Here is a 22,247-nt window from a genome sequence, read left to right as displayed (position 1 = left end):
GTCGCCACCCTACCCAGCGGCCCGGCGACCGGCCCCGTCACACTCCAGCGGCCGGGCCCGCTGCCGCGGCGCCGGGAGGAGATCAGTCCGCGTACACCTCGGTGCCGATGCGCTCGCCCTGGAGGGCCCGCGTGATCGTGTTGTCGCCCTGCATCGCGAAGACGACCATCGGGAGGCGGTTGTCCATGCACAGGCTGAACGCGGCGGCGTCGACGACCTTGAGCCCGCCGGAGAGGGCCTGCGCGTACGTGACGCGGTCGAGCTTGCGGGCGGACGGGTCGGTGCGCGGGTCGGCGTCATAGACCCCGTCGACCCCGTTCTTGCTCATGAGCACCGCGTCGCAGCGGATCTCGAGCGCGCGCTGCGCCGAGACCGTGTCGGTCGAGAAGAACGGCATGCCGGCGCCGGCGCCGAAGATGACGACGCGGCCCTTCTCGAGGTGGCGGATGGCGCGGCGGGGGATGTACGGCTCGGCGACCTGGCCCATGGCGATCGCGCTCTGCACGCGGGTGTCGATGCCCTCCTTCTCGAGGAAGTCCTGTAGGGCCAGGCAGTTCATCACGGTGCCGAGCATGCCCATGTAGTCGGCGCGCGTCCGGTCCATCCCCCGCTGCTGCAGCTCGGCGCCGCGGAAGAAGTTCCCGCCGCCGACGACGACGGCGACCTGCGTGCCCGCCTTGGCGGCCGTCGCGATCTGCCGGGCGATCTCACGGACGACGCCGGGGTCGACCCCCACCGCGCCCCCGCCGAACGCTTCGCCGGACAGCTTGAGCAGGACGCGCTGGTACGAGCGGTTGGCCTCGTTGGACACAGAGTTCTCCCCTTCATGGGCACACGATCGGTCGTCCGATTCTCACACGGCGTGGGCGCCGCGCCGAACGACGCACCCTCGCCGGGACGACGCACGACGGCGCCCGCCGACCCCGAGAGGGTCGGCGGGCGCCGTGTCGTGACGTGCCGATGCGGCTCAGGCGGAGGCGCCCACGCGGAACCGCGCGAACGACGTCGCCTGCGCGCCGGCCTCGGACAGGACGGCCTGGACCTGCTTCTTCTGGTCCTTCGCGTACTTCTGCTCGAGGAGGACGTTCTCGGCGTAGAAACCGTTGACGCGACCCTCGACGATCCGCGGGAGGGCGGCCTCGGGCTTGCCCTCCTCCTTGGCCGTCTCCTCGGCGATGCGGCGCTCGTTCTCGACCGTGTCGGCCGAGATGTCGTCGCGGGTGAGGACGGTCGGGCTGAACGCGGCGATGTGCATCGCGACGTCGCGGCCGACCTGCTCGTCGCCGCCGGTGTAGCCGAAGAGGACGCCGATCTGCGCGGGCAGGTCGGGGTTCGTCTTGTGCAGGTAAGCGACGACCTGGGGGGCCTCGACGCGGGCGACCCGGCGGACCTCGATCTTCTCGCCGATCGTCGCGTTCGCCTGGTCGAGCACGTCCTTGACGGTCTGGCCGTCGAGCTCGGAGTCGAGCAGCGTCTGCGCGTCGCCCGCCCCGACCGTGACGGCCTGGTCGAGCACCTTCTCGGCGAGCTCGATGAAGCGGGGGTTCTTCGCGACGAAGTCGGTCTCGCAGTTGACCTCGACGAGGGTGCCGATGCCGTTGGCGACCTTCGCGGCGACGAGACCGTTGGAGGCCGAGCGGCCCTCACGCTTCGTGACGCCCTTGAGGCCCTTGACCCGCAGGATCTCGGTGGCCTTGCCCTTGTCGCCCTCGGCCTCGTCGAGGGCCTTCTTCACGTCCATCATCCCGGCGCCGGTCTGCTCGCGCAGGGCCTTGATGTCGGCAGCGGTGTAGTTCGCCATCGCTTCTCACTCTCTTTCGCGTGGAGGAATATCGCGTCTGTACGTGGGGATCCCGGGTGCGGTGCACACGCGGACAGGCACGTCCCGCCGGGCGGTCCGTGCCTGTCCGTCGTGTCACGCCCGGATCGTTCAGGCCTGCTCGGTGGTGGCGGCGTCGGACTCGGCGGCCGCGTCCTGCGCGGGCACCTCCTCGACCCCCGCGACGTCGGCGGCGGCCTTCTCGGTCGCCTCGGCGACGGCGGCCTGCTCGGCCGGGTCGAGGACGTCGGCGATGGCCGTGGCCTCGGCGGCCTGCTCGACGGAGGTCGGGCCGGTCTCGACGTCGGTCGCGTCCGCGGCGGCCTCGCCGGCGCTCTGGTCGCCGGAGAGCAGCTCGCGCTCCCACTCGGCGAGCGGCTCGGCCGGGGCGCCGCCGTCGACGGCGTCGCCGGTGCCCGAGGCACCCTGGCTGCGGGAGACGAGGCCGTCGGCCACGGCGTCGGCGACGACGCGGGTCAGCAGCGTGACGGAGCGGATCGCGTCGTCGTTGCCCGGGATCTTGTAGTCGACCTCGTCGGGGTCGCAGTTCGTGTCGAGGATCGCGATGACCGGCAGGCCGAGCTTGCGCGCCTCGGTGACCGCGAGGTGCTCCTTCTTCGTGTCGACGACCCACACGGCGGAGGGGACGCGGGCCATGTCGCGGATGCCGCCGAGCGTGCGCTCGAGCTTGTCCTTCTCGCGACGCAGGACGAGGAGCTCCTTCTTCGTGCGACCGCTGCCGGCCACGTCGTCGAAGTCGATGTCCTCGAGCTCCTTGAGGCGCTCGAGCCGCTTGTGCACCGTGTTGAAGTTGGTGAGCATGCCACCGAGCCAGCGGTGGTTGACGTACGGCATCCCGACGCGGGTCGCCTGCTCGGCGACGGGCTCCTGGGCCTGCTTCTTCGTGCCGACGAACAGGATCGTGCCGCCGTGGGCGACCGTCTGCTTGACGAACTCGTAGGCGTCGTTGATGTAGGTCAGCGACTGCTGCAGGTCGATGATGTAGATGCCGTTGCGCTCCGTCATGATGAAGCGCTTCATCTTGGGGTTCCAGCGACGGGTCTGGTGCCCGAAGTGGACGCCGCTCTCGAGGAGCTGGCGCATGGTGACGACGGCCATGCCGTGTCTCCTTCTGCTCGTTGCCGGTTCTTCGCACCGACCGCGGGATTGCGTCGGCACGCCTGGCGTCATGACCGCTCGCCGCCGACGTGACGTCGGACCGCCGGCGAGCCGCCCCGCGAGGACCACGGGAGATGACGCGCGAATTCCGCGTCGTGCCGCCGCGTCGGAACGTGGTTCCGGGCAGCGGGCACTCAGGCGGTCGCTCAAGGATACGCGCGCGGGGCCACGGTCGGCGAATCGCCCCCGCCGGCGGGCGGTCGGCCGGCGCGCGGGCGCATATCCTGCGTCGATGCGGCCGACCCCGAACGCTGCCCTGTCCGCCTTCGGCACGACGATCTTCGCCGAGATGAGCGCGCTCGCCGCGGCCTCCGGCGCGATCAACCTCGGGCAGGGGTTCCCCGACGAGGACGGCCCCGCGATCCTCCTCGACGAGGCGTCGCGGGCGCTGCACTCCGGGGTCAACCAGTACCCGCCCATCGCGGGCGATCCGGGGCTGCGGGCGGCGATCGCCGCGCACCAGCGGCGCTTCTACGGGCTCGAGGTGGACCCGGACGCGGAGGTCCTCGTCACGTTCGGGGCCACGGAGGCCCTGTCCGCGACCATGCTCGCGCTGTGCGGGGCCGGCGACGAGGTCGTCATGTTCGAGCCGTACTACGACGCGTACGCCGCGGCCGTGGCGCTCGCCGGCGGGGTCCGGCGCACGAGCGCGCTCCGGTTCCCCGACTTCGCGCTCGACGAGGCGTCGCTGCGGGACGCGGTCACCGCCAGGACGCGGATCCTCCTGCTCAACTCGCCGCACAACCCGACCGGCACGGTGTTCTCTCCCGCCGAGCTGGAGGTCGTGGCCCGCGTCGCCGTCGAGCACGACCTCCTCGTGGTCACCGACGAGGTGTACGAGCACCTCACCTTCGACGGGGCGACGCACGTCCCCCTGGCGACGCTGCCCGGCATGGCCGAGCGGACCCTGACGATCTCCTCGGCGGGCAAGACGTTCGCGGCGACCGGCTGGAAGGTCGGGTGGATCAGCGGACCCGCCGACCTCGTGGCGGCGGTCCGCACCGTCAAGCAGTACCTGACCTTCTCGGGTGCCGCGCCGCTGCAGCCGGCGGTCGCGGCCGGGCTCGGACTGCCCGACCGCGTCTTCGCCGCGTACGCCGACGACCTGCGCCGCAAGCGCGACCTGCTCTGCGACGCCCTGGCCGCGGCCGGCACGACCGTCTCCCGGCCGGCCGGGACCTACTTCGTCGTCGCCGACGCCGCCGACCTCGGGGCCGACGACGCCGCCGCGTTCTGCCGGGAACTGCCCGACCGCTGTGGCGTCGTCGGCGTCCCGGTCTCGGCGTTCTGCGACTCCCCCGGATTCGAGACCCTCGTGCGCTTCGCGTTCTGCAAGCGCGACGACGTCCTCGTCGAGGCCGCGCGCCGACTCGCGGGGTTGCGCCGGTCGCCCCGCGCGGGCTGACGCCGGCGTCGAGGGCCGGGCGCCTCCCGCCGGGCGCCCGTCAGCGCCGACGCCGGTCGAGTTCGGCGAGCAACTCCTCCTCGGCGTGCTCACCCGGCGCGATGCCGCGCGGGATGCGGGCGAGGAAGACGAACCCCAGCACCCACCACAGGGCGCAGAGCAGGTAGGACACCGGGTGGATCGAGGCCGGCATGCCGGGGATGTACAGCGACAGGAGTCCGGCGGTGAGCACGACGCCGGCGACGCCGACGGCGACGCCGAGCCGCCCCCGGCCGGCGAGGAACGGGCGTTCCATGCCGGGTTCGCGTCGACGCAGCACGAGGAAGACGACGCACACGAGCAGGTAGGCGAGGACGATGCTCGGCGAGCCCGAGTCCACGAGCCACGAGAGCATCCCCTCGCCGAAGAACGGGGCGATCATGGACAGGGCGCCGACGAAGAGGATCGCGTTCCCCGGGGTCTGGAACCGCGGGTGCAGGCGGCCGAACCAGCTCGGCAGCATGCCCGAGCGTCCCATCGCGAACAGGAGCCGCGAGGCGCCGATGAGCATGGCGATCCACGACGTGAGGATGCCGGCGATGCCCCCGGCGATGAGGACGTTGGCCATGACCGGGCTGCCGAACAGGGTCCCCATCGCGTCGGCGGTGGCGAGGTCGGACTCGCGCAACCGGTCGAGGGGCATCGAGGACGACGTCGTCACGATCGTCAGCACGTACCAGAGCGTCGCGATGAGCACCGAGACGACGATGAGCCGGCCGATACCGCGAGGCTCCATCCGCAGTTCCTCGGACGCCTGCGGGATGACGTCGAACCCGACGAAGAGGAACGGCACGACGATGAGCACGGTGAACAGGCCCCGCGCGTCGGTGAAGAAGGGCTCCATGTGCTCGATCGACCCGCGCGTGGCCGACCCGAACGCGAGCACGACCCCCACGAGCAGCAGGAACAGGACGACGAACGTCTGGGTGAGACCGGCCGCCTTGATGCCGACGTAGTTGAGGGCCGTGATGGCGAGGGCCGCCACCGAGCCGATGAGGGCCCAGGTGAGGGTGACCTGCGAGTCGAAGACGCTCCACAGCGGGATCCGGCTGATGCCGGGGGCGATGTACTCGATCGTGCGGGGCAGGGCGACGGCCTCGAACGCGACGATGGTCATGTAGCCGCCCGTGATGCCCCAGGACCCGATGAACGACCAGCGGGCCCCGAGTCCACGCATGAGGTAGTGGTGCTCGCCTCCGGCCTTGGGCATGGCGGCGGTCATCTCGCCGTACACCAGCCCCACGACGGACATGATCAGGCCGCCCGCGACCATGGCGAGCGCGGCCCCGAGCGTGCCCCCGTCCTCGATCCATCCTCCGGTGAGGACGACCCAGCCGAACCCGATCATCGCGCCGAACCCCAGCGCGTAGGAGTCGAGGGCGCTCAGGGCCTTCTTGAACTCGGGCGCCGCCTCCCTGTCCTGGACGTCGGTGCTCACCACGGGTCCTCCTGGGTCGTGCCGGATCGGTCGGCCCACGGTATGTGACCCGCGTCACCGTCGGCAATCGACGCACCGGCGCGGTGACGACCTCCGTGACGTGCCGTGTCCCACGAGGCGCCCGAGTCCACACCGGGTCGCGCGGCCGAGGGACCCCGCCTGCGGTCCACCGGCTCGGGCGCCTCCGGCACGGCGGTGCCCTCCGGGGTGCTGGCCTGGTGGCGTGCCCTCCCTCGCCGCCCTCGCCCTGACCCTCGCGGTCGCCGCCGGTCCGGCCATGGCCGCGGCGCTCCCCTCGACCCTGCCCGCGGACGGGCTCGGGACCGGCCGGGGCGTCACGGCGGTCGAGACCCGCCCACCCGGAGCCGCGGTCCCCGGCTCCTCCTCCCCCGGCGGTCCGACGCCGCCCCGGCCCGCGGCCGCGTCCGGGAGGTGGTCCTGGCCGGTGACCGCGACCTCGGGCGGGCCACCGCGCGTCCTGCGCCGCTTCGACCCTCCGGCGCAGCGGTGGTCGGCCGGGCATCGCGGCGTCGACCTCGCCGCGGCGCCGGGGGCTCCCGTCCGGGCGCCGGCCGACGGGGTGGTGGCGTTCGCCGGCGTCGTTGCCGGCCGCGGTGTCCTCTCGATCGACCACGCCGACGGGCTCCGGTCCACCTTCGAGCCGGTCGTCGCCGACGTGCCGGCGGGTCGGGCGGTGCGGCGGGGCGACGTCGTCGGCCGGGTCGCGGCGGCGCCGGCGCACGGCGTGGCCGGGTCGTCGGTGCACGTCGGGGCCCGGCGCGGGCGGGACTACGTCGACCCGTTGCTCCTGCTGGGGACCGTCGAGATCGTGCTGCTGCCCCCGTAGGTCGCCCACCGGTGCGGCGGCCGCGCCCCGGCGAGGGTCAGCCGGTCGGGCGCGTCGGCCAGGGCCAGGGCCGGCAGCCGAAGAGGTCCTTCGTCTGCTGGACCATGACCGGGGCGGGGGCGTCGGGCGCGGGGCAGCCCTGGTGGCCGTGGCCGACGGCGTGCCCGACCTCGTGGCTGATCTGGTAGATCCGGTAGTTCTTCACGTCCTCGCCGTACGTGTCGGCGCCGTGGGCCCAGCGATCGACGTTGAGCATCACCTTGCCGCGGGCGTGGCACGAGAGCCGCCCGCCGGTGCGCAGCGGGGCGCAGTACTCGTCGACGAGGTCGGGGCTGCCGAGGATGATCCGGATGTCGGTGGCGGCGCCCGCCGCGCGCTGCTGCGGCGAGACGTTGACGAAGTGGATGCCGTCCCTGGGCTCCCAGCCGCGTTCGTCCGTGAGGACCTCGCGGACCTTCGCGGCGAAGTACGTCGGCGAGACGCCGAGACCGCCCTCGATCTCCACGGTGTAGCGCACCCGGCGCCCCTCGCGGTCGGAGTCCGTACCCGGGACGGGGAGGACCGTCGTGCTTCCACTGCCGGCGCGGGGCACGGTGCGCGGGATCGGGCCCACCTCGAGGTCGCCGTCGGTGCCGTCCGTGCCGGCCGGCGCTGTGCCCGACAGGGCGCTGCTCGACGTGGCGCTACCCGACGTGCCCGTGGCCGGGGCGGCCGGCGAGGTCGTGGCCGGGGACGCGACCGGGGTCGACGTCGAGGCCGCGGGCGTCGCGTCCGATCCCGTCTTCGACGTGAGGACGGCGCCCAGCGCGACGAGCATCGCCGCGAGGACGCCGGCGACCACGGCCAGTCGCCCCCACCGCCACCGCAGGCGCGGCTCCCCGGCGGGGCTGGGATGTGCGGGCACGGCGGATCTCCTCGGGGGACGGCGACACCCGATGGTAGCGAGCCCACCCGGGCGCCCACGGCATCCGTGGCGCGCAACGGCGCCGACACGCGCCGATAGGGGGCGCACCGGGGCCCGCCCGGCCCGACGCGGGCCGGGCGCCGGCTCTCAGGCGGCGCGGTTGCGCAGGCCGGCGACGTAGTCGGCCTGGCCGAGGTGGGCGAGGAGGTCGCCGACGACGGAGACGAGGCGGGTGGCCGCGGTCGTCGGCGGGTCGAAGGAGCGGTCGACGACCGTCGGGAGCTCCTGCGGCCGCAGCGCCGTGAGCACCTCGACCGTGAGGGCGTGCACGGCCTCGTGGTAGCCGAGCAGCAGCTCGCCGAGATCGTCGCCCACGGCCTCGAACGCCCCGACCTGGTCGGCGGAGTGGCCGTAACCGGTGTCCTCGTGCTCGTAGGGCAGCGCGAACCGGTCGGCGAACGCGTCCCAGGCCTGGGCCCGCGGGCGGCCCAGGGCCGTCGCCAGCCCGGTCAGGTGATCGTCCTGGACCCGGGCACCGTGCCAGAGCAGCCAGCCGACGGAGTTCGCCTCGGCGTCCGGACGCCAGAGCAGGTCGGCACGGGTCCGTCCCTGCACGAGCGTCGGGTACTGCTCGTGGACGCGGTCGAAGGAGTCGAGGAGGATCGCGCGGGCGTCGATGTCGGTCATCCCCCCAGCATCCGTCGGCCCGGGCGGGACCGGCCACCCGGGGGCGACGCCGGGGTTCGACGCCCAGGGCGAACCGCCGAGGGCGCCGGCGGGTCCGTCCCCCCGGTCCCGCCGGACGCCCGGCGTGGTCAGCCGCGCGCGGTCAGCCCGCCGCCAGGTCGGCGAGTCGGTCGAGCAGCTCTGCCTGGGCGGCGACGAGCACGTCGCGCGCCGCCTCGAGCCCCAGCCAGTCGGCGCGATCCACCTCGGGGACGCGCATCGTCCGCCCCGATCGGGGCGGCCACTCGATGTCGATCTCGTTCGAGGCGACGAAGGCGACCTGCGGCGCCTCGACGGCGAAGGCGTGCACGACCTTGCCGCCGCTCTGGCGGATCGTCCCGAGGTCGAGCCAGGGGGCCGGGGGCGCCGGCGCCCCGGTCTCCTCGGCGAACTCGCGGGCCGCCGCCGCGGCGCCGTCCTCGGTCGCCGGGTCGAACTCGCCCTTGACGATCGACCAGGCCCGGGTCCGGCGGGCCCAGAACGGCCCGCCCATGTGGGCGACGAACACCTCGATCCCCTCGGGGGTGTGCCGGAACGGCAGGAGACCCGCGCTCGTCCTCGCCATGGCTCGTTCCGTTCCTCGTCGCTGCGCCGCCCGCCGCCGCTCGGCCCCTGCCGGCCCGAACGACCCGGGTCCGTGACGGCCTCGGCGGCGGCCTGTCCCGACCGTAGACTCAGCGCCATGATCCCGCGACGGTTCAGCCAGGTCGACGTGTTCTCCACCCAGGCCCTGCGGGGAAACCCCCTCGCCGTCGTGCACGACGCCGAGGGACTCTCGGAGGAGACGATGGCCGCCTTCGCGCGGTGGACGAACCTGTCCGAGACCACGTTCCTGCTCCCGCCCACCACGGGTGAGGCCGACTACCGCGTCCGCATCTTCACCCCCGGCGGCGAGCTGCCGTTCGCCGGTCACCCCACCCTCGGCAGCGCCCACGCGTGGCTGGCCGCCGGCGGCCGCTCGGACACCCCGGGGACCGTCGTGCAGGAGTGCGGGATCGGTCTCGTGCGGGTGCGGCGCGAGGGACGCACCCTGTCGTTCGCCGCGCCCGAGCTGCTGCGCTCCGGGCCCGTCGAACCCGCCGAGGTCGAGCGCGTGGCCGCCGCGTGCGGCCTGCGGCCCGACCAGGTCCTCGACGCCGCGTGGGTCGACAACGGTCCCGGCTGGCTGGGGCTGCGCCTCGACAGCGCCGACACCGTCCTGTCGCTGCGCCCGGACCTGGCCGCCCTCGGCGACGTCGAACTCGGGGTCCTCGGGGCCCACCCCGCGGGCGGTCCCGCCGACGTGGAGGTCCGGGCCTTCGTCCCGTCGGGGGGCGTCGGCGAGGACCCGGTGACGGGGAGCCTCAACGCGGGTCTCGCCGTCTGGCTCATCGGCGCGGGCGTGCTCCCGGACCGGTACACGGCGGCCCAGGGCACGGTGCTCGGCCGGGCCGGGCGGGTGGAGGTGTCGCGCGAGGGAGACGCCATCTGGGTCGGCGGCGCCGTGACCACCGTGGTCGGCGGCGAGGTGGAGCTGCCGTGACCCGGGCGGCGGGACCGGCCGCGGTCGACCTCGCCGACGTGGCCCCGCGCACCGTCGCCACGCCCGACGGCCCGGCCCGCGCGTGGGTGTTCGCGCCGCCCGCGGTCCCCGCCCTGTCCCGGGACCGCGCGGTCGGCGCCGGTGCCGATGCCGGTCTCGTCGTCCTCACCCACGGGTCGGGCGGCGGCGTGGACGCCCCGGACCTGCGGGTGGTCGCGGCCCTCGCCCTCGAGGCCGGCCTGCACGTCGCGCTCCTCGAGCAGGCCTACCGGGTCGCCGGGCGCCGGATCCCGCCCCGCGGCCCCGCCGTCGACGAGGCGTGGGCGGCCGCCGTCGCCGACCTGCGCGGGCGCCACCCCGACGGGGTGCTCGTCACCGGGGGCCGCTCGTTCGGGGCCCGGGTCGCCTGCCGGGGTGCCGCCGCCACCGGCAGCGACGCCGTCCTCTGCCTCGCCTTCCCGACCGTGCCGCCCGGACGGGGGCCGGAGCGGACCCGCCTGCCCGAGCTCGTCGCCTCCGGCGTGCCGACCCTCGTCGTCTGCGGCGAGCGGGACCCGTTCGGGCATCCGGACCCGGCGGACCTGCCCGCGGGCCACCGGCTCGTGCTCGTCCCCGGCGACCACGCGCTGCGGACCGCGGCCTCGCGCGCGGCCGTCCGCGACGTCGTCGCGCCCTGGCTGGCCGAGGTGACCGGCCCGCGTCGCCCCGGCTGACGGCTGGGCTGACGGCGGGGTCGGCCGGCGACGTCGGCGCGCGGAAGGTTTCGGACGCAGGGGGCTCAGGCGCGCGGGTGGGCCTGCTCGTAGGAGGCGCGCAGCCGTTCGAGCGAGACGTGGGTGTAGAGCTGCGTGGTCGCGAGACTCGCGTGCCCGAGGAGCTCCTGCACGGTCCGCAGGTCGGCGCCGGCGTCGAGCAGGTGGGTGGCCGCGCTGTGGCGCAGCCCGTGCGGCGCGAGGTCCGGCGCGTCGGGCACGTGGGTGAGCAGCTCGTGGACGAGCTCGCGCACGGCCCGGTCCCCCAGCCGGCCCCCGCGGCGTCCGAGGAAGAGCGCCGGCCCGCTGCGGGCGGTGGCCAGGGCCGGGCGGGCGGCGAGCCAGGCGCGCAGCGCCGCGACGGCCGGGACGCCGAACGGGACGACGCGTTCCTTGGACCCCTTGCCCATGACGCGCGCCGTGCGTTCGTCGAGGTCGACGTCGTCGACGTCGAGGCCCACGAGCTCGCCGACGCGCACGCCCGTCGCGTACAGCAGCTCGAGCACCGCCCGGTCGCGGGCCGTGGCGGGGTCGCCGTCGTCGGCCCGGACGCCGGCGACGTCGAGCAGACCGGCGGCGTGCTCGGCCTTGAGGACCCCCGGCAACGTGCGGCCGCGCCGCGGGACGACCACGCGCATCGCGGGGTCCGCGGGCACGAGGCCGGCCCGGTGGGCCCAGGCGAAGAAGGCGCGGGCGGAGGCGGCCCGACGGGCCATGGAGGAACGGGCGGCGTCGGCGGCCGCCTGGGCCCCCAGCCAGGCGCGCAGGTCGGCGACGTCGACGTGCTCGGGGGCGGCGTGCCCGCGCCCGGCGGCGAAGGCGAGCACGTCGCGGGCGTCGCGGACGTACGCGCGGACCGTGTGCGGCGACCGATCCCGTTCCAGGCGAAGGTGGGTCTCGAACCCGGCCAGGGCGTGCTCGCCGACCGCCCCGAGGCCGGTCCCGGCCGCCGGGGCGGACGCCTCGCCGGCCCGCTCGTCCACGCCCCCACGCTGCCACGCCCGCCCGGCCCGGCCCGGCAGGCGCGGCCGGGGTGGCCATTCGACAACCAGGTCCACAGCGCCGTGTCGCCGAAGGGCGCACAGCCCTCGGCACCGATTCGGCACTGTTCAGTCCGGCAGAACCGGATGTCACAGTCATCCTGCGTGCCTCGTCGAGGACGAGCACACCGCGTTGGGCGCGGGAGACGAGGCCGGGTCGGATGACGCAGGTGAAGGCGCCCGGCGGGGCCGACCGGGGTCAGGGCCCCGCACGCCGCACGGTCGGCCGGGCGCAGACCCGGCCCCTCAGCGGCGCCAGTCGGCTCCGTCGCGGTGCGCGAGCCCGCGCAGGCTCAGGCGCCCCAGGGCCGAGGTCACCTCGCGTTCGCCGAGGCCGGCCACCCGCGCGAGGTGCACCACCGGGCGCGGGCGGCGGGCCAGGGCCTCGAAGACCCGCCGGTCCTCGGGCGCGAGGTCGTCCCCGAGCCGGTCGGGTCCGCGCCGCGGGGCTGCGAGGTCGACGCCGACGGGGCCGATCATCTCGAGAATCTCGTCGACGTCGGTGACGAGGGCCGCGAGGCCGGCGCGGATCATCTCGTGGCACCCCGCCGACGCCCGTGACGTGACCGGTCCCGGGGTGGCGAGGACGACGCGGTGGTGCTCGGCCGCGACCCCCGCCGTATGCCGCGAACCGGACCTCAGGCCCGCCTCGACGACGAGCGTGGCCGAGGTCATCGTCGCGATGAGCCGGTTGCGTTGCAGCAGACGTGATTTCGTGGGGGCCGACCCCGGCGGCACCTCGGTCGCCACGAGTCCCTCGGCGGCGATCCGTTCGATGAGCTCGCGGTGGGCCGCGGGATAGGGCCGTTCGATCCCGCAGGCGAGCACGGTGACGGTCGGCCCGGGTGCCGCGAGCGCCCCCCGATGGGCGGCGGCGTCGATGCCGAAGGCGGCCCCGCTGACGACCGTGTGCCCCCGCCCGGCGAGCCCGGCCGCGAGGTCGGCGGCGAGGGTCTGCCCGTAGTGCGTGCACACCCGGGCGCCGACGACGGCCACGCCGTCGACCGGGGCGGCGCGGGGCCCGCGGACCCACAGGCAGTAGGGCGGCCGGGGCAGGTCGTCGAGCCCGGTCGGCCAGTCGGGGTCGCCGGGGACGACGATCCGGGCCCCCACCCGCTCGGCGATGGCGAGGTCACGCTCGACGTCCAGGTTCGCGAGTCGGGGCCGGAACCGGTCGAGCGCCGACTCCCCCCGCGTGCGCAGCGCCTCCAGAGCCCCGATCGGGCCGAGGGCGGTGATGAGGCGGTGGGCGACGGCGTCGCCCGGCTCCGCCAGACGGCTCCACGCGGCCCGCGCGGCCCGCGCCTGGGGGCTCGCCCTCGGCGCGGCGGGCTCGGAGGGACCCGCGGGCGGTCGGGACGTCGATTCGACGGACACGTCGTCGCGCTGGTGGTCGGTCCCACGGATGCCCAGCTCGACCGGCAGCTCGACGGGCACCTCGACGGGCAGTTGGACGGGCAGCGTCGGCGGGCGATCAGGCGCCGGCGACCCGGGGCCGCCGAGGTCGAACGGGAGGGTGGCCGGCGTCGGGCGGAGGTTCATGCCGCGACCGCCGCGTGGGTGCGCAGCGTGAGCGCCTGGCCGACGTCGTCGCGGTCGGGGCGGTCTCGCCCGCACAGGTCGGCGAGCGTCCAGGCGATCCGCAAGGCACGGTCGTAGCCGCGCAGGGTGAGGATGCCCCGGTCGAGGGCCTGGTCCAGGTCCGCCGTCGCCGCGGGCGGCAGCCGCAGGTCGCGCTCGCGCAGGCGGGGGCCGGGGACGTCGGCGTTGAGCCGCCACGGGGTACGGGCGAGCCGAGCGGCCTGCGCGGCCCGGGCCGCGGCCACCCGGGCCGCGACCTGCGCCGAGGACTCACCGCCGCCGTCGAGGAGGGCGGCCCGCGTCACGGCCGCGACCTGGAGCTGCAGGTCGACGCGGTCGAGCAGGGGCCCGGCGAGTCGCCCGAGGTAGTCGCGCAGCGCCCGGGGCGGGCACGAGCAGTGCGCCGCTTTCCCGTGGCCCATCCCGCACGGACACGGGTTGGCGGCGACGACGAGCTGGAACCGGGCCGGGAACGTGTGCAGGCCGCGTGAGCGGGCGACGCTCACCTGGCCCGACTCGAGCGGTTGGCGCAGCGCCTGCAGCGTGGCGCTCGAAAATTCGGGACCCTCGTCGAGGAAGAGCACGCCCCGGTGGGCGCGGGAGACGAGGCCGGGTCGGATGACGCCGCTGCCGCCCCCGATGAGCGAGGCCTGCGTGGCGCTGTGGTGCGGGGCGACGAACGGCGGGCGCCGGACGAGCGACCCCGCCGCGAGCTGCCCGAGCACCGACTCGACGGCCGTGACCTGGAGGGCCGCCGCGTCGTCGAGGTCGGGCAGCAGGGTCGGCAGGCACTGGGCGAGCATCGTCTTGCCCGCCCCGGGCGGGCCGACCATGAACAGGTGATGCCCGCCCGCCGCCGCGACCTCGAGGGCGAACCGCGCCTCCGGTTGACCGGCCACCTCCGACAGGTCCCGCGTCGACGGGGCCGTCCCCGGCGCGGTGGAGGGCCCGACGGAGCCGGCGTCACCGGCGTCGTCACCCGTCGCGTCCTCGTCCCAGCCCTCCCCCGGGTCGCCACCGCCGGTGAGCACGTGCCGCCCGACGACCTCGCGCAGGTGGCGCACGCCCGTGACCTGCGCGCCGGTGACGAGCGCCGCCTCCCGCGCGTTCGCGGTGGCGACGACGACCCGTTCGTACCCGGCGTCGACGGCGGCCAGCACCAGCGGCAGCACGCCGCGCACGGGCCTGACCCGGCCGTCGAGGCCGAGCTCCCCGATGTGCACGACCCGGTCGACCACCGCTCCCGGGATGGTGCCCGTCGCGGTGAGCACGGCGACGGCGATGGCGAGGTCGTGGGCCGACCCCGTCTTGGGCAGCCAGGCCGGCGACAGGTTCACGGTGATGCGGTTGGCGGGGACGGGGTGCCCGCTGTTCGACGCCGCCGCCTTGACGCGGTCGCTCGACTGCCGGCAGGCCGTGTCGGGCAGACCCCCGATGGTGAACGCGGGCAGTCCCGAGACGACGTCGGCCTCGACGTCGACGACCTCGCCGGTGATGCCGTGCAGCGCGACGGTCCGCGTGCGTCCGACGCTCACGCGCCCACCGCCCGCAGATGCGTCGTCCGTGCGGGCCCCGAGCGGGGGCGCAGGACCCCGACCACGTCGATGCGCATGTCGTCCACGGAGACCTCGGGGTGCGCCTCGCGCCAGCACCCGGCGAGCCGCCGCAGCCGGGCCAGCTTGGCGGGCACGACCGCCTCGACCGCCTCACCGAACGCCCGGGTGCGCCGGGTCTTCACCTCGCACACGACGAGGCAGCGCCCCTCGAGGGCGACGATGTCGATCTCCCCCTGGGGACAGCGCCAGTTGCGGTCGATGACGCGCAGCCCCTGGTCGATCAGGTATCTCTCCGCGATCCGCTCGCCGTACTCGCCGAGCGCGCGGTTGCCGTTCGTCGCCATGACGATCACCTCCGCGCCCACCCTGACGGTGGGCACGGCGCGGCACGTCCGGCGAGCGCGTCACCCCCAGGACGCTGACGTGCCGGGAACTCGCGAAACGTCCTGTGGAGAGGCCGACGCGGGGCGGGACGAGCCGCGCCACCGAGGGGCGAACCGTCACCGCTCGGACGCGGGAGGGCTGCGCCTCAGTGCCCGAACTTGCCGTCCTCGGGCACCTCGAGGTCGCTCTTGGCGAGCTCTTCGATGTTGACGTCCTTGAAGGTCACGACGCGCACGTTCTTGACGAACCGGGCCGGCCGGTAGACGTCCCACACCCAGGCGTCGGACATGCTCACGTCGAAGTAGACCTCCCCGGCGTCGCCGCGGACCTTCACGTCGACCGAGTTGCACAGGTAGAACCGGCGCTCGGTCTCGACGACGTGGGAGAAGAGACCGACGACGTCGCGGTACTCGCGATACAGGGCGAGCTCCATCTCGGTCTCGTACTTCTCGAGGTCTTCCGAACTCATCGATCCTCCGCCTTCGCGCTCGTCCTGCCGCCCATCATGACCCATCCCCCGCGTACGCGAGCTCGAGCCCGAGCTCGTCCGGAGTCACCACACGCGCGCCGGTGCGCCGCGTCGGCACCCGGTCGCGTCCGTCCCGCGCCGGCTCCGCCCCCTCCGGGGCCGCCTCGGGTCCCTCGGCCGGGTCGGGCTCCGGCGCGACGAGCAGGTTCCAGGACCGCCGGTGGAGCTCGCAGGCCCCACGCGCGAGGAGCGCCTCCCGGTGGTCCGGAGCCGCGTACCCCTTGTTGACGTTCCAGCCGTAGGCAGGGTGACGCTCGTGGAGGGCCACCATGAGGTCGTCGCGCTCCACCTTGGCGAGGACGCTCGCCCCGGCGACGGACGAACACCGCATGTCGCCCTTGATCACGGTCCGCACCGGGACCTCGGGCTCGGTGTCGGCGTCGACGAGACCGAGCAGGCCCTCGCGTCGGGGATCGGTGAGCCAGTCGTGGTTGCCGTCGAGGACGACGAGGTCGGGGCGCACCCCCGCCGCGGCGAGGGCGCGCAGACCGGCCAGCCGCAGACACGCCATGATGCCGTGCGCGTCGATCTCGTCGGCGCCCGCGTGCCCGACGCCCCACGCGATGGCCCACCGGCGCACCGGGGCGACGAGGGCCCGGCGGCGCGGCGGGGGAACGAGCTTGGAGTCGCGCAGGCCGACCGGCGCCGAGGGGCACGACTCGTCGACGACGACGACGCCGACGCTCACCGGGCCGGCGAGCGCCCCGCGGCCGACCTCGTCCATCCCCGCGACGAGGCGGAAGCCCTCGCGGTGCAGGGACCGCTCGAGGCGCAGCGACGGCTTCGTGCTGCGGGGCTGCGTGCGGCGCGGCGCGGTGCGGGCACCGGCGCGGGGGCTCACGGCGACCCCGTCGTGGCCGGCGTGCGGGCCGGGGAGGTGACGCCCGGCGCCGGGACGTCGGCGAACGTCTGCTCCGGCGTACCCAGCCAGGCGAGGTTGTTCAGGGGCCACACGACCGCGAAGGCGCGCCCGACGACGTCGTCGATCGCGACGGAACCGTTCGTGCCGTCGTCCGAGGGAACGTCGTGGAAGCGCGAGTCGCTGGAGTCGGAGCGGTGGTCGCCCATGACCCAGACCTTGCCGGCGGGCACGGTGACGTCGAAGGCGGTCTCGCTGGGTCGGTCGCCGGGGTGGACGTACGGCTCGTCGACGGGCGCGTCGTTGACGAGCAGCTTCCCGTCGGCGGTGCAGCAGCGGACGTGGTCGCCGGGCAGACCGATGACCCGCTTGATGAGGTGGTTGCCCTCGTCGTTGGGCAGCAGCCCGACCCACGAGAGGGCGTCACCGATCGCGGAGGTCACCTCTCCCTGCTCCTGGACCGGGACCTGGCCGGTCACCCAGCCCCCCGGGTCCTTGAAGACGACGACGTCGCCGCGGGCGAGGTCGAACGGCCCGGGCGTGAGCAGGCTGACCATGACGCGGTCGTCCTTGACGAGGGTGTTGTTCATCGACCCGGACGGGATCCAGAACGACTGCACGAGCCACGTCTTCGCGACGAGGGAGAGGACGACGGCGAGGACGACGACGATGACGACCTCGCGGACGAAGACGAGCAGCGACCGGAGCAGGGACGGCGCGGGCGCTGCGGTCGAGCGGCTCGCGCCCCCGGCCCGCCCGCGGCCCTCGCCGGGGTGTTCGGGCCCGGTGCCCGCCCCCGACCCGGCGCCCGGTGCGGACGCGTCCGCGTGCTCGTCGCGCTCAGTCATCGTGTGTGTCGTCCCGTCCCCGTGCCGTTCTCGATCACGTGCCACGCGTGCGCGGCGCCAGCCTGCACGGTACTCCCTCGCCCCGGAGAGGCCCTGCAAGCACCCCGACGGACCCGGCGCGCACCCCTGGGCCGCCGCCCGCGGACGACGGACGCCGCCGCCGACCGGGGTCGACGACGGCGTCCGAGGCGGCGCAGGGACGTCAGCGCTTCTCGCGGATCTTCGCGGCCTTGCCGCGCAGGTTGCGCAGGTAGTACAGCTTGGCGCGTCGCACGTCACCGCGCGTGACGACCTCGATCTTCTCGACGACCGGGGTGTGCACGGGGAACGTGCGCTCGACGCCGACGCCGAAGCTGACCTTGCGGACCGTGTAGGTCTCGCCGATGCCGCGGCCGTGGCGGCGGATGACGACGCCCTGGAACACCTGGACACGCGAGCGCGTGCCCTCGATGACCTTCACGTGCACCTTGACGGTGTCGCCGGCGCGGAAGTCGGGGATGTCGGAGCGGAGGCTCGCGGCGTCGACCGCATCGAGCTTGTGCATGACGATGTCACTTTCCGGTGGGAGCCACAGGTCGCCCACGCAAGGGTCGTGGCGGCGCTCGCGTGCCGCCGCGTCTTCACGGGTGTCACGTCACCGGAGGCCGCATGCGACCACCGCCGGAGGCGGGGCCTGCACTCCCCCTGTGGAAGGGGCCGAGACGTCCCGGGCGTGACGACTCAGTCTGCCAGAGCCCCCGGCCGGCGACGAAATCGACGTCGTCGCCCGGCCCCGGCGAACGGGGCCTCTGTTCGTCCGCTCGAGCCTTCTGTCGCGCTCACGACGGCTCGCACGCTCGCCTCCGTTCGCCGCTCATCACCGCCGCGGCTTACGCAGCGTCACCATCCCCTCGGGCCCACCCGCCGTGGACACGACGCGGTAGCCCGCCTTGCGGTAGAGGCGCTGGTTGCGGGCGCTGCCGGCGCCCGTGACGAGGCGGAACGCGTCGGCGCCGGCCGGTGCGGCGGCCTCGGCGAACGCGAGCAGCCCGCGGCCGAGACCCGTGCCGCGCCGGTCGGGGGCGACCATGAGCCGGCCGATCTCCCAGTCGGTCCCGCCGTCGTCCCGGCCCACCTCGCGGGCGCGCACCGAGGCGACGATGCGCCCGTCGGCGACCCCCACCCACGTGCGCCGGTCGTGCATGCAGGTGCGCAGCTCCTCGAGGGACTCCACGAGCGGCGGGATGTCGAGGGAGCCGTTCGCCCGCGCCTCCTCCACCCAGCAGCAGCGCGTCAGCACGTGCAGTTCGGCGGCGTCGGCCGGCGTGGCCGCGCGGACCGTGACCTCGCCCACCTCGGAGGCGGCGAGGAGGTCGGGGCGGCGGGCCGCGGTCCGCTCGAGCCGCTGCTCGTGGCGCCACGCGGCGATGCGGGCGTGGTCGCCGGAGAGGAGGACGGCGGGGACGTCGCGCCCGCGCCAGCTCGCCGGCTTCGTGTAGACGGGGTACTCGAGCAGGCCGTCCTCGTGGGACTCCTCGACGAGAGAGGCGGCGTTGCCGACCACGCCCGGCACGAGCCGCGCGATCGCCTCGATCATCGCGAGCGCGGCGACCTCGCCGCCGTTGAGCACGTAGTCGCCGAGCGAGATGACCTCCACCCGGCCGCAGAACGCCTCGCGCGCATGGTCGTAGACCCGCTCGTCGATCCCCTCGTACCGCCCGCACGCGAAGACCACGTGGTCCTCCTCGGCGAGCCGGCGAGCCGTGGCCTGCGTGAAGGGGGTTCCGCCCGGGCCGGGCACGACGAGCAGCGGGCCCGAGGGTCCGGCGTCGACGGACGCACGCCCCGGCCCGGGGGGCGGGGCGAGAACGGCGTCGAACGCCTCCGCCCACGGCTCGGGCGTCATGACCATCCCGGCGCCGCCGCCGTAGGGGGTGTCGTCGACGGTGCGGTGCCGGTCGTGGGTGAAGGTGCGCAGGTCGATGACGCGCACGTCGAGGACGCCGTCACGGCGGGCCTTGCCGATGAGCGAGAGGTCCAGCGGGGCGAGGTACTCGGGGAAGATCGTCAGGACGTCCAGGCGCATCAGGACTCGTCCCGGCCCAGCTCGAGCAGTCCCTCCGGCGCGTCGAGGACGAGGCGGCCGGCCTCGGGGTCGACCTCGGGGACGATCGCCTCGACGAACGGCACGAGCGCGACATGCCCGGTGGCCAGGGCGATCTCGAGGAGGTCCTGCGCGGGCCGGACCTGCAGGCCCGACACGGTGCCGATCCGCTCGCCGGCCGGGTCGAACACGCCGAGCCCGACGAGGTCCTCCTCGTACCAGCCGTCGTCCTCCTCGTCGGCATCGACGTCGGCGAACAGGACCGTGCCGCGCAGGGTCTCGGCGCCGTCGCGACCGGCGACCTCCTCGAAGGCGAGCAGCCAGCCCGACCCCTGGCGGCGGGCGCCGGCGAGCGTCAGGGCGGCGCGCGGTCCGCCCTCCGCCTCGAACGTCGCGCCGGCCACGAACCGCTCGGCCGGGACGTCGGTGAAGACCTGGGCGGTGACCTCACCGCGCAGGCCGTGGGGCTTGCCGATGCGTGCGACGCGGGTCCTCATGGCTGTCCTCCGATGAGCTGGGGGGCGAGGTGGACGGACGACGACGGGGCGGGCCGAAGCGTCGCTTCGACCCGCCCCGTCGCTGGTGCGTGTTGCCGGTGGTCAGCGGTCGACGTCGACGATGTCGACGCGGACCTGACGCCCCCCGGCGAGGGCGCTCATGACCGTGCGCAGGGCGCCCGCCGTGCGGCCGGAGCGCCCGATGACGCGGCCGAGGTCGTCGGGGTGCACGCGCACCTCGAGCACCTCACCGCGGCGGAGCTCCTTGTGCCGGACGACGACGTCCTCGTCGTGGTCGACGATGCCCTTGACGAGGTGCTCGAGCGCCTCCTCCAGCACGATCAGCCCTCGCCCTTCGCGGCGTCCTCGGTGGACTCCTGCGCGTCGGCGCTCGCCTCGGCGTTCTCGGCGGCGTCACCGACCTCGGGGGTCTCGACGGGCGCCTCGACCGGGGCCGGGTCCTCGGCCTTGGCGGCCTTCTTGCGGGCGGTGGTGGCGCTGTTCTTGGCGTGCTCGTCGTCGGCGGAGCCGGCGGCGGCGAGGGCGGCCTCGTACAGGGACTTCTTGTCGGGGCGCGGCTCCGCGACCTTGAGGGTGCCCTCGGCGCCCGGGAGGCCCTTGAACTTCTGCCAGTCGCCGGTGATCTTGAGGAGCGCGTGGACCTGCTCGGTCGGCTGGGCGCCGACACCGAGCCAGTACTGGGCCCGCTCGGAGTCGATGTCGATGACGCTGGGCTCGCGGGTCGGGTGGTAGAGCCCGATCTCCTCGATCGCGCGTCCGTCGCGCTTGGCGCGCGAGTCCATGACGACGACGCGGTAAAAGGGGGCGCGGATCTTGCCCATGCGCTTGAGGCGAATCTTGACGGCCACGAGTGTGGTGTCTCCGTTCCTGTGTCGGTGGACGGCGGCGAGACCGTGCCCAGGTCGGGCGCTGCCGGGGAACCGTCGTCCGGGGTGTAGGCATGCGCGACCGCAGACGGGCGGCGCACACGGGTACAGCCGTCCATTGTGCCAGACGCGGACCGCGCCCCCGAACTGCTGCGGGATCGTCGCTCGCCGCCGGGCCCACCCCGTCGGAGACGGACCCGGATGCGCGTCCATCTACCGAACGCGGGATTATGGCGAGGCAAAGGTGGTGTTATACCTGGGGGTGGTCACGCCGAGGTGGCCGCCGCCCGCTGCGTTCGCGAGTCCTCTCGCGGCCCGCGGCATCGCCCACGGTACGTCCCCCCGTGCCGACCGGGCCGCGTTCCCCGAGCCCCGGCAGCCCGCTGCCTCCGCCACCCGGAAGAGACCCCCATGCGCCAACTCGTCCTCCTGGCCCTCGTCGGCCTCGGTGCCCAGCTCGTCGACGGCAGCCTCGGCATGGCCTACGGCGTGACGTCGTCCACCCTCCTCCTCGCGATCGGCACGAACCCGGCGGCGGCCAGCGCGACCGTGCACGTCGCCGAGATCGGCACCACCCTGGCGAGCGGCGTCGCCCACTGGCGGTTCGGCAACGTCGACTGGTCCGTCGTCCGACGCATCGCGCTGCCGGGTGCCGTCGGCGCGTTCCTCGGCGCCACCGTCCTCTCCAACCTCGACACCTCGATCGCCAAGCCGCTCATGGCCGTGGTCCTGCTCGCGCTCGGGCTCTACGTCCTGACGCGGTTCACGCTCGTCGGGCTGCGCCGGGACCGGCTCGGCACGACGCACGGCCGCCCGTTCCTCGCGGGTCTCGGCCTGTTCGCGGGCTTCGTCGACGCGACCGGTGGCGGCGGGTGGGGGCCCGTCGGCACCCCGGCGCTCCTCGCGAGCGGCCGGATGGAGCCGCGCAAGGTCATCGGCTCGATCGACACGAGCGAGTTCCTCGTCAGCGTGGCCGCGAGCGCGGGCTTCCTCATCGGTCTCGGCTCGGCCGGCATCGACCTGCGCTGGGTCCTGGCCCTGCTCGCCGGCGGCCTCGTCGCGGCGCCCATCGCCGCCTACCTCGTACGCACCGTGCCGCCGCGCCTGCTCGGCTCGCTCGTCGGCGGGATGATCGTGTTGACGAACACCCGCACCCTGCTCGGCGCCGACCTGCTCGAGACCCCGGCCCTCGTCGCCACCGCCGTCTACGCCGTCATCGTCCTCGTGTGGATCGCCGCGGTGACGTGGTCGGTCAAGGAGCACCGCGTCGAGCGCCGCGAGGAGGCGCGGCGCGAGCGCGTCGCGGCCGGCTCCGACGCCTGAGCACCCGCGCACGCCGCGAGCGAACCCAC

The 22,247-nt window shown here is 74.9% G+C and carries 24 protein-coding genes; 5 read left to right on the top strand and 19 right to left on the bottom strand.

Features of this window, described 5'->3' with window-relative positions; translation table 11 throughout:
- Positions 1–82: 82 nt before the first annotated feature.
- The 3 genes from pyrH to rpsB all read right to left on the bottom strand — a co-directional run bounded on the left by pyrH (position 83) and on the right by rpsB (position 2,938).
- Complete coding sequence (gene pyrH / locus ICW24_RS05080) at positions 83–811, bottom strand: UMP kinase (RefSeq protein ID WP_226344628.1); 729 nt, start codon at positions 809–811, stop codon at positions 83–85.
- Between the two features lie 156 nt (positions 812–967).
- On the bottom strand, positions 968–1,801 hold the full coding sequence (gene tsf / locus ICW24_RS05075) for a translation elongation factor Ts (protein WP_226344627.1): 834 nt from the start codon (positions 1,799–1,801) through the stop codon (positions 968–970).
- 129 nt (positions 1,802–1,930) lie between these two features.
- Positions 1,931–2,938 carry a 30S ribosomal protein S2 gene (gene rpsB / locus ICW24_RS05070; RefSeq protein ID WP_226344626.1) on the bottom strand — a complete coding sequence of 336 codons (1,008 nt, stop codon included), beginning with the start codon at positions 2,936–2,938 and terminating at the stop codon, positions 1,931–1,933.
- Between the two features lie 292 nt (positions 2,939–3,230).
- Between rpsB and ICW24_RS05065 the strand changes: the two genes are divergently transcribed.
- Entirely contained in the window at positions 3,231–4,403 is a 1,173-nt protein-coding gene (locus tag ICW24_RS05065; protein ID WP_226344625.1) for a pyridoxal phosphate-dependent aminotransferase, read from the top strand.
- Positions 4,404–4,443: 40 nt separating this feature from the next.
- Here ICW24_RS05065 and ICW24_RS05060 read toward each other — a convergent pair whose 3' ends face one another.
- Entirely contained in the window at positions 4,444–5,880 is a 1,437-nt protein-coding gene (locus ICW24_RS05060) for an APC family permease (protein WP_226344624.1), read from the bottom strand.
- A gap of 223 nt (positions 5,881–6,103) precedes the next feature.
- On the opposite strand from ICW24_RS05060, the gene ICW24_RS05055 reads away from it, so the two are divergent.
- Positions 6,104–6,727 carry a murein hydrolase activator EnvC family protein gene (locus ICW24_RS05055; RefSeq protein WP_226344623.1) on the top strand — a complete coding sequence of 208 codons (624 nt, stop codon included), beginning with the start codon at positions 6,104–6,106 and terminating at the stop codon, positions 6,725–6,727.
- A 37-nt stretch (positions 6,728–6,764) separates the two neighbouring features.
- On the opposite strand, the gene ICW24_RS05050 is transcribed toward ICW24_RS05055, so the two are convergent.
- From ICW24_RS05050 to ICW24_RS05040, 3 genes are all read right to left on the bottom strand, one after another.
- Complete coding sequence (locus ICW24_RS05050) at positions 6,765–7,631, bottom strand: DUF3152 domain-containing protein (protein ID WP_226344622.1); 867 nt, start codon at positions 7,629–7,631, stop codon at positions 6,765–6,767.
- A gap of 147 nt (positions 7,632–7,778) precedes the next feature.
- Positions 7,779–8,318: a mycothiol transferase gene (locus ICW24_RS05045; protein WP_226344621.1), complete on the bottom strand. Its 540-nt coding sequence runs from the start codon at positions 8,316–8,318 to the stop codon at positions 7,779–7,781.
- A 142-nt stretch (positions 8,319–8,460) separates the two neighbouring features.
- A complete protein-coding gene (locus ICW24_RS05040) occupies positions 8,461–8,922 on the bottom strand; it encodes an NUDIX domain-containing protein (protein WP_226344620.1) in 462 nt (153 codons plus the stop codon).
- A gap of 117 nt (positions 8,923–9,039) precedes the next feature.
- Between ICW24_RS05040 and ICW24_RS05035 the strand changes: the two genes are divergently transcribed.
- Together ICW24_RS05035 and ICW24_RS05030 are read left to right on the top strand one after the other, a co-directional pair.
- A complete protein-coding gene (locus ICW24_RS05035; protein ID WP_226344619.1) occupies positions 9,040–9,879 on the top strand; it encodes a PhzF family phenazine biosynthesis protein in 840 nt (279 codons plus the stop codon).
- Positions 9,876–10,592, top strand: a complete 717-nt coding sequence (locus ICW24_RS05030; RefSeq protein ID WP_226344618.1) for an alpha/beta hydrolase family protein — start codon at positions 9,876–9,878, stop codon at positions 10,590–10,592. Before ICW24_RS05035 ends, ICW24_RS05030 begins: the two co-directional genes overlap by 4 nt.
- Before the next feature lie 65 nt (positions 10,593–10,657).
- Here the strand turns inward: ICW24_RS05030 and ICW24_RS05025 are convergent, their stop codons facing one another.
- From ICW24_RS05025 to rpsP, 12 genes are all read right to left on the bottom strand, one after another.
- Positions 10,658–11,614: a tyrosine recombinase gene (locus ICW24_RS05025; protein WP_372360499.1), complete on the bottom strand. Its 957-nt coding sequence runs from the start codon at positions 11,612–11,614 to the stop codon at positions 10,658–10,660.
- A gap of 303 nt (positions 11,615–11,917) precedes the next feature.
- Positions 11,918–13,213 carry a DNA-processing protein DprA gene (gene dprA, locus ICW24_RS05020; RefSeq protein ID WP_226344617.1) on the bottom strand — a complete coding sequence of 432 codons (1,296 nt, stop codon included), beginning with the start codon at positions 13,211–13,213 and terminating at the stop codon, positions 11,918–11,920.
- Complete coding sequence (locus ICW24_RS05015; protein WP_226344616.1) at positions 13,210–14,787, bottom strand: YifB family Mg chelatase-like AAA ATPase; 1,578 nt, start codon at positions 14,785–14,787, stop codon at positions 13,210–13,212. The genes dprA and ICW24_RS05015 overlap by 4 nt, the downstream gene beginning before the upstream one ends.
- The gene (locus ICW24_RS05010; RefSeq protein ID WP_307781293.1) at positions 14,784–15,188 is read right to left on the bottom strand and encodes a YraN family protein; all 405 of its coding nucleotides are present in this window, start codon (positions 15,186–15,188) and stop codon (positions 14,784–14,786) included. Before ICW24_RS05010 ends, ICW24_RS05015 begins: the two co-directional genes overlap by 4 nt.
- A 149-nt stretch (positions 15,189–15,337) precedes the next feature.
- Complete coding sequence (locus ICW24_RS05005) at positions 15,338–15,661, bottom strand: DUF2469 domain-containing protein (protein ID WP_226344615.1); 324 nt, start codon at positions 15,659–15,661, stop codon at positions 15,338–15,340.
- A 34-nt stretch (positions 15,662–15,695) separates the two neighbouring features.
- Positions 15,696–16,562: a ribonuclease HII gene (gene rnhB / locus ICW24_RS05000; protein ID WP_226344614.1), complete on the bottom strand. Its 867-nt coding sequence runs from the start codon at positions 16,560–16,562 to the stop codon at positions 15,696–15,698.
- Entirely contained in the window at positions 16,559–17,428 is an 870-nt protein-coding gene (gene lepB / locus ICW24_RS04995) for a signal peptidase I (protein WP_226344613.1), read from the bottom strand. The genes rnhB and lepB overlap by 4 nt, the downstream gene beginning before the upstream one ends.
- Before the next feature lie 202 nt (positions 17,429–17,630).
- Positions 17,631–17,972: a 50S ribosomal protein L19 gene (gene rplS / locus ICW24_RS04990; RefSeq protein WP_226344612.1), complete on the bottom strand. Its 342-nt coding sequence runs from the start codon at positions 17,970–17,972 to the stop codon at positions 17,631–17,633.
- Between the two features lie 312 nt (positions 17,973–18,284).
- Positions 18,285–19,493, bottom strand: coding sequence for a tRNA (guanosine(37)-N1)-methyltransferase TrmD (gene trmD / locus ICW24_RS04985; protein ID WP_226344611.1), 1,209 nt, complete (start codon positions 19,491–19,493; stop codon positions 18,285–18,287).
- Complete coding sequence (rimM, locus tag ICW24_RS04980) at positions 19,493–20,008, bottom strand: ribosome maturation factor RimM (protein WP_226344610.1); 516 nt, start codon at positions 20,006–20,008, stop codon at positions 19,493–19,495. Before rimM ends, trmD begins: the two co-directional genes overlap by 1 nt.
- Before the next feature lie 102 nt (positions 20,009–20,110).
- Positions 20,111–20,347: an RNA-binding protein gene (locus tag ICW24_RS04975; protein WP_226344609.1), complete on the bottom strand. Its 237-nt coding sequence runs from the start codon at positions 20,345–20,347 to the stop codon at positions 20,111–20,113.
- 2 nt (positions 20,348–20,349) lie between these two features.
- Positions 20,350–20,877: a 30S ribosomal protein S16 gene (gene rpsP / locus ICW24_RS04970; protein ID WP_226344608.1), complete on the bottom strand. Its 528-nt coding sequence runs from the start codon at positions 20,875–20,877 to the stop codon at positions 20,350–20,352.
- A 429-nt stretch (positions 20,878–21,306) separates the two neighbouring features.
- Here rpsP and ICW24_RS04965 point away from each other — a divergent pair, with 429 nt between their 5' ends.
- Positions 21,307–22,218, top strand: coding sequence for a sulfite exporter TauE/SafE family protein (locus tag ICW24_RS04965; protein WP_226344607.1), 912 nt, complete (start codon positions 21,307–21,309; stop codon positions 22,216–22,218).
- Positions 22,219–22,247: the final 29 nt, after the last annotated feature.

The organism is Agilicoccus flavus, from assembly GCF_014857905.1.
Classification (GTDB): Bacteria; Actinomycetota; Actinomycetes; order Actinomycetales; family Dermatophilaceae; genus Agilicoccus; species Agilicoccus flavus.
The sequence above is the reverse complement of the archived record's forward strand: the minus strand, read 5'-3'. Positions and strand labels throughout refer to the sequence as shown.